Origin of the sequence: Nocardioides sp., from assembly GCF_025965415.1 — a bacterium.
Classification (GTDB): Bacteria; Actinomycetota; Actinomycetes; order Propionibacteriales; family Nocardioidaceae; genus Nocardioides.
Genome location: NZ_JAOPWY010000109.1, coordinates 21,151 through 27,218, shown reverse-complemented (window position 1 = coordinate 27,218; position 6,068 = coordinate 21,151). Strand labels below are relative to the sequence as shown.

Annotated in this window: 4 protein-coding genes; 2 read left to right on the top strand and 2 right to left on the bottom strand. The window is 72.4% G+C overall.

Features of this window, described 5'->3' with window-relative positions:
* Positions 1-3,923: ATP-dependent helicase (locus JWN97_RS11590; RefSeq protein ID WP_297622637.1), on the bottom strand; the 3,923-nt coding region annotated here is incomplete at its 3' end.
* A gap of 141 nt (positions 3,924-4,064) precedes the next feature.
* On the opposite strand from JWN97_RS11590, the gene JWN97_RS11585 reads away from it, so the two are divergent.
* On the top strand, positions 4,065-5,036 hold the full coding sequence (locus JWN97_RS11585) for a hypothetical protein (protein WP_297622635.1): 972 nt from the start codon (positions 4,065-4,067) through the stop codon (positions 5,034-5,036).
* Positions 5,037-5,115: 79 nt separating this feature from the next.
* Entirely contained in the window at positions 5,116-5,391 is a 276-nt protein-coding gene (locus JWN97_RS11580) for a Fe-S cluster assembly protein HesB (RefSeq protein ID WP_297622633.1), read from the top strand.
* 95 nt (positions 5,392-5,486) lie between these two features.
* On the opposite strand, the gene JWN97_RS11575 is transcribed toward JWN97_RS11580, so the two are convergent.
* Positions 5,487-6,062, bottom strand: a complete 576-nt coding sequence (locus JWN97_RS11575; RefSeq protein WP_297622631.1) for a hypothetical protein — start codon at positions 6,060-6,062, stop codon at positions 5,487-5,489.
* Positions 6,063-6,068 lie beyond the last annotated feature (6 nt).

Genomic DNA, 6,068 nt, shown 5'->3' with positions numbered 1-6,068 from the left:
CGCGTCGGGTCGCCGTCCCGCTCGGGCAGGACCGCCCAGCGCCCAGCGGTCTCGGGCGGGCCGGTGCGCACGGGCATCCGGCCACCGGTCGACCGACCGAGGCGTGGCGGCGTACGACGGGTGCGGTGCGACGGCGTGCCGCTGCGGACCAGCGCCCGCAGCGGGGTGAGGGTGTCGTTGGTGACCAGGCCGCGCCAGACCAGCTCCCAGAGCGCGGCGGAGAGCTCGGCGTCGCTGGTGGAGCCGACCTTCTGCGCGAGCTGGCGGAAGAACCACGCACCGCCGGAGTCGAGGGCGTCGAGCACGGCCCGCTGGACACCGGTGGGCTCGTCGGGCTCGACCTCGGGGAGCGTGAGGTGGGCCTGGTCGGCCAGGTGGAGGCTGACCCAGCCGTCGCTGCCGGGCAGCGGGGCGTGGCCGGTCCAGATGACCTCGCCGGAGGCGGTGAGCTCGTCGAGCATGGAGGGTTCGTAGTCGCGGACGCGGGCGGCGAGGACCAGCGGCTCGAGGGAGCTGGCCGGGACGGGACAGCCGGCGAGCTGGTCGATGGCGGCGACGACCCCGTCGACCCCGCGCAGCGGTCCGCCGACGCGCTGCCAGGCGGGGAGGAAGCGGGCGACCGCGTCGTGGCTGACCGGCTCGATCTCCTGGCGCAGCCGGGCCAGCGAGCGGCGCCGCAGCTTGCGGAGCACCTCGGCGTCGCACCACTCGCTGCCGGAGCCGGAGGGCCGGAACTCGCCGTCGAGCACCCGGCCGCGGTGGGCCAGCCGCTGGAGGGTCTGGCGGGCGACCGCCTCGCCGAGCCCGAGGCGGGAGGCGACCTCGCCGGTGGTGAAGGGGCCGTGGCTGCGGGCGTAGCGGGAGACGAGGTCGCCGAGGGGGTCCTCGGGGAGCTCGAGGAAGGCGTCGGGGGTGCCGACCGGGACCGGCACGCCGAGCCCGTCGCGCAGTCGGCCGATGTCCTCGATGGCGGTCCAGCGGTCCTCGCCGGCCATCCGCACCTGCACCACGCGGCGTACGTCGGCGAGCTGGGTCAACCAGTGGTCGACGTCGGCGCCGTCGATCGCACGGGCGCGGATCTCGTCGGTCGTCTGCGGGCCGAGCAGGCGCAACAGGTCGGCGACGCCCTCCGCGTTGCGGGCGCGGCGGTCGGTGGCGAGCCACTGCAGCTCCGCCTCGACCTCGGCGAGCACCTCGGGGTCGAGGAGCTCGCGCAGCTCGGCGCGGCCGAGGAGCTCGGCGAGCAGGCCCTGGTCGAGCGACAGGGCGGCGGCGCGGCGCTCGGCGATGGGGGAGTCGCCCTCGTAGACGAACTGGGCGACGTAGCCGAAGAGCAGGCTGCGGGCGAAGGGGCTGGGCGAGGTGGTGGAGACGTCGACGACCGAGACCTCGCGGCGGTCGACACGGCCGAGCAGGGCGACGAGCGCGGGCAGGTCGTAGACGTCCTGGAGGCACTCCCGCACGGCCTCGAGCACGATCGGGAACGAGGGGTACTGGGACGCGACCTGCAACAGCTGCGCGCTGCGCTGGCGCTGCTGCCACAGCGGGCTGCGACGACCGGGGTCACGGCGCGGCAGCAGCAGCGCGCGGGCGGCGCACTCGCGGAAGCGGCTGGCGAAGAGCGCCGACCCACCGACCTCCTGGGTGACGATCTGCTCGATCTCCTCCGGCTCGAAGACGATCACCTCGCCGGTGGGCGGCTCGGCGTCGGTGTCGGGGATCCGGATGACGATGCCGTCGTCGGAGGCGACCGCCTGACCGTCGACGTCGAAGCGCTCCCGCAGCCGGGCGTTGATCGCGAGCGCCCAGGGCGCGTGGACGGGCGTGCCGTAGGGGGAGTGGACGACCAGGCGCCAGTCGCCCAGCTCGTCGCGGAAGCGCTCCACGAGGATCTGGGTGTCGTGCGGGACGACCTGGGTGGCCTCGCGCTGCTCGGCGAGGTAGGTGACCAGGTTGGTGGCGGCGTTCTCGTCGAGGCCGCGCTCGCGCACCGAGGCGATCGCCTTCGTGGTGGGCTGGGCGGCGAGCTCGCGGGTGAAGGCTCCGACGGCCGCGCCGAGCTCGGCGGGCCTGCCCAGGGCGTCGCCCTTCCAGAACGGCAGCCGGCCGGGGATGCCGGGCGCGGGCGTGACGAGCACCCGGTCGTGGGTGATGTCCTCGATCCGCCAGCTCGTGGCACCGAGGGCGAAGATGTCGCCGACCCGCGACTCATAGACCATCTCCTCGTCGAGCTCGCCGACGCGGCTGGCCTTCTCGCCGACCAGGAAGACGCCGAAGAGCCCGCGGTCGGGGATCGTCCCGCCGCTCGTGACCGCGAGGCGCTGGGCGCCGGGGCGGCCGCTGAGCTTGCCGGTGACGCGGTCCCACACGATGCGCGGACGCAGCTCGGCGAACTCGTCGCTGGGGTAGCGCCCGCTGAGCAGGTCGAGGGTGGCGTCGAAGGCGGTGCGGGGAAGCTGGGAGTAGGAGGCGCCGCGGGTCATCAGCGCGAACATCTCGTCGACGTCCCACTCGTCCATCGCCAGCATCGCGACGACCTGCTGGGCGAGCACGTCGAGGGGGTTGGTCGGCACGGAGAGCTTCTCGATCGCGCCGCTGCGCATCCGCTCCACTGACACGGCGGTCTGGGCGAGGTCACCCCGGTGCTTGGGGAACAGCACGCCGCGGCTCACCTCACCGACCTGGTGGCCTGCGCGCCCGACGCGCTGCAGCGCGCTGGCCACGCTGGGCGGCGACTCGATCTGGATGACGAGGTCGACCGCGCCCATGTCGATGCCGAGCTCGAGGCTGCTGGTCGCGACGACGCAGGGGAGGCGGCCGCGCTTGAGGTCGTCCTCGATGATCGCCCGCTGCTCCTTGGAGACCGAGCCGTGGTGGGCCTTCGCGATGATCGTCCCGGCGCCGCTGCTCTGCCCGGACTGCGCCATGACCTGCGCCGGCACCGCTGGTGGGGCCGCCGGGGAACGAGGCGTGTCGAGACCTTCGTCGTCGCCCTCCTCGGCCGCCGACACCCGATCGGTCGCGATCTCGTTGAGCCGCGCGGTCAACCGCTCGGCCAGCCGCCGCGAGTTGGCGAAGACGATCGTCGAGCGGTGCTGCTCGACGAGGTCGACCACGTGCTCCTCGACGTGCGGCCAGATGCTGGCGGCTCGACCGGGGTCCTCGGACTCCTCGTCGTACTCGCCGGGCATCGTCATGTCCTCGACCGGCACGACGACCTTGAGGTCCCACTCCTTGGTGCTGGGCGGCGACACGATCTCGACGGGCTGGGTGCCGCCGAGGAACCGCGCCACCTCGTCGAGCGGGCGGACGGTCGCGCTGAGCCCGATGCGCTGGGCGGGCTTGTCGAGCAGCGAGTCGAGGCGCTCGAGACTGAGGCCGAGGTGGGCGCCGCGCTTGGTGCCGGCGACGGCGTGGACCTCGTCGATGATGATCGTGTCGACGCTGCGCAGCGTCTCGCGCGCCTGGCTGGTGAGCATCAGGAACAGCGACTCGGGCGTGGTGATCAAGATGTCGGGCGGCGTGGTGCCGAGCTTGCGCCGCTCGGCCGGGCTGGTGTCACCGGAGCGCAGGCCGACGGTGACGTCGGGGACCTTCGCCTGGAGCCGCTCGGCGGTGTTGCGGATGCCGGTCAGCGGGGCGCGGAGGTTGCGCTCGACGTCGACGCCGAGGGCCTTGAGCGGGGAGATGTAGAGGACGCGGGTGCGCCTGCCCTTCTCCTTCGGCGGCTCGGTGCTCATCAGCCGGTCGATGGCGTGCAGGAAGGCGCTCAGCGTCTTGCCGCTGCCGGTGGGCGCGACGACGAGCGCGTTCTTGCCGTCGGCGATGGTCGACCAGGCTCCTTCCTGCGCCGGCGTCGGCCCGGCGAACGAGGCCTCGAACCACGCACGCGTGGGCGCGCTGAAGCGGTCGAGGGCGGTCATGCGTGCAGTCTGTCACCGGGGTACGACACCCGCTCCGCCCTTTGGGGCTGGACGGACCCGTCAGGCGACGGCCACGGGGACCGCTGCTCGAACGCCGGTGCGGCGTAACTTGTCGGTGTGAACCTGATTCGGGTCGGACTCGTGGCAGATCCAGCCGCGCCGACCGAGATCGCCCGCGGCATGACTGACCTGGACCCGCTCGACGGCAGTGACGTGTGGGACATCACGGTGGTGAGTGCGCCGTTCACCACCGGCTCCGAGGACGTCGGGACCGCGATGGGTCGGCTGCAGGACCAGGCTCGCGAACAGGACTGGGACCTCGTTGTCGGCCTCACCGAGCTGCCACTCCACGACGACGGGGGGCGCCACCTGCTGGTGCAGACCGATCCACAGCGGCGGACTGCTGTGCTGTCACTCCCGGCCCTGGGGGGAATTCGTATGCACGCCCGGTCCCGTCGCGCGGTGAGCTCGCTGCTCAGCACGATGACGGAGCCGAGCGCGGACGGTGACGAGCACCGCGTGCTGCTGCCGCGGATGGGTGGCCGATGGCGCCTGCTCGCGGGGATGGTGCTGGCCAACCGCCCATGGCTGTTGGTGCCGGGCCTGAAGTCGGCGCTCGTGGCGGCGCTGGCGACCGGCGCCGTCGCCACGATCAACTCGACCGTCTGGCAGCTGGCGGCCTCGCTGCCGTGGTGGCGCCTGGTGGTCGCGACGATCGCCTCGATCACTCTCGTCGTGGCCTGGCTGGTGGTCGACGGCGAGCTTTGGGACCGCCCGGACGACGACTCCCCGCAGGCGCGGGAGAGGTCCCGCCTCTACAACGCCTCGACGGTGCTGACGTTGCTGGCCGGCGTCTCCATCTGTTACGTCGCCCTGTACGTCGTGAACCTGGCGTGGGCGCTCTTCATCCTCGACCCCGACCTGATGGACAGCCAGGCTTCGGTCGGCTCCGGCGACCTGTTCGTCCTGGCCTGGTTCGTCGCCTCCGCAGCAACCGTCGGCGGTGGTCTCGGGTCGGGACTGGAGTCGGACGAGGCGATTCGCGCGGCCGCCTACTCCAAGCGCGAGGAGGACCGCCGCCTTCGCCTCGCGGGGGATCGCCACGACACCTAGGGCGTGCCCACCGGTTTGCCTGTGCCCGCCGTCCTTGTGAGGGTGGAGGTGACACATTCGCTATTCGGAAGGAGAGCCCATGCTTGCTCTCACCGAGAACGTGACCGAGATCGTGAAGAAGCTCACCGAGGAGGTCCCGGCGATCGCCGCCCTCCGCATCGCCACCGAGGCGGACGGGGAGTCCCTGTCGGTGAGCCCCGCCGACCAGGCCGAGGCCGGCGACGTCGTCCTCGAGCAGGACGGCGCGACCGTCTACGTCGCTGCACCGGCGTCGGAGCACCTGGCCGACAAGGTGCTGGACGGAGGCGTGGACGAGGAGGGCAACATCCAGTTCGCGCTGGGCCAGCAGGCCTGACCCAGGCACACCAGGAGTCCTGGGCCCCGACGGGGCTCAGGACTCCTGTCATCTTGGTCGGCTCAGCCCGCGCCGGGGTCGTCCATCACGTCGCGTCACGACGACGGACGCCTTCGCACACGCCTCACCAGGCGGTAGGTCACGACGACGCCGCCGGCCCAAGGGGCGCCGACGATGAGGGGATCCATCCAGTGGTGCTTCACGTCCGTGCGGTGGTGCCCCAGCCGCGAGCGCAGGCCGTGGTGCTTCACCTCGGCCAGCACGCCCGTCTCGGTGATGGGGTTGTCCGGGCGCAGCGTGAGCAGCGAGCGCAGTCCGCTCTCGACCACGTCGACTCGATCACCTGCCATGAGCAGCAGCCAGTGCGCGGCCCGGCCCTCGCTGTACTTCGCGTAGGCATACTTCCGGATGACGCCGGACAGACCCTTCGGCGGGCACGCGGTGCCGAACACCGGCGGAAGCATGGTGTGCTCCAACGACCGTTCCCGAGGCCACTTCTCGGGCTGGCGCTCGGGGTGCTCCCAATGAGCGCCGGCGAATGTCGGATCAAACCGTTCGCGCGGCACCGACGGGCGGTCGGCGACGTCGAGATCGGCTCCCCAACCTGGGATGCGCGCCCGCAGCTCGTCGCTGCTCTCGGCGAGCGGGGGCTTGTGAGGTGTGTAGGTCATGACGAG

Bases quoted from the DNA above. Each gene is read 5' to 3' on its own strand.
- JWN97_RS11575 (WP_297622631.1), bottom strand. From the start codon at position 6,062: ATGACCTACACACCTCACAAGCCCCCGCTCGCCGAGAGCAGCGACGAG.
- JWN97_RS11580 (WP_297622633.1), top strand. From the start codon at position 5,116: ATGCTTGCTCTCACCGAGAACGTGACCGAGATCGTGAAGAAGCTCACC.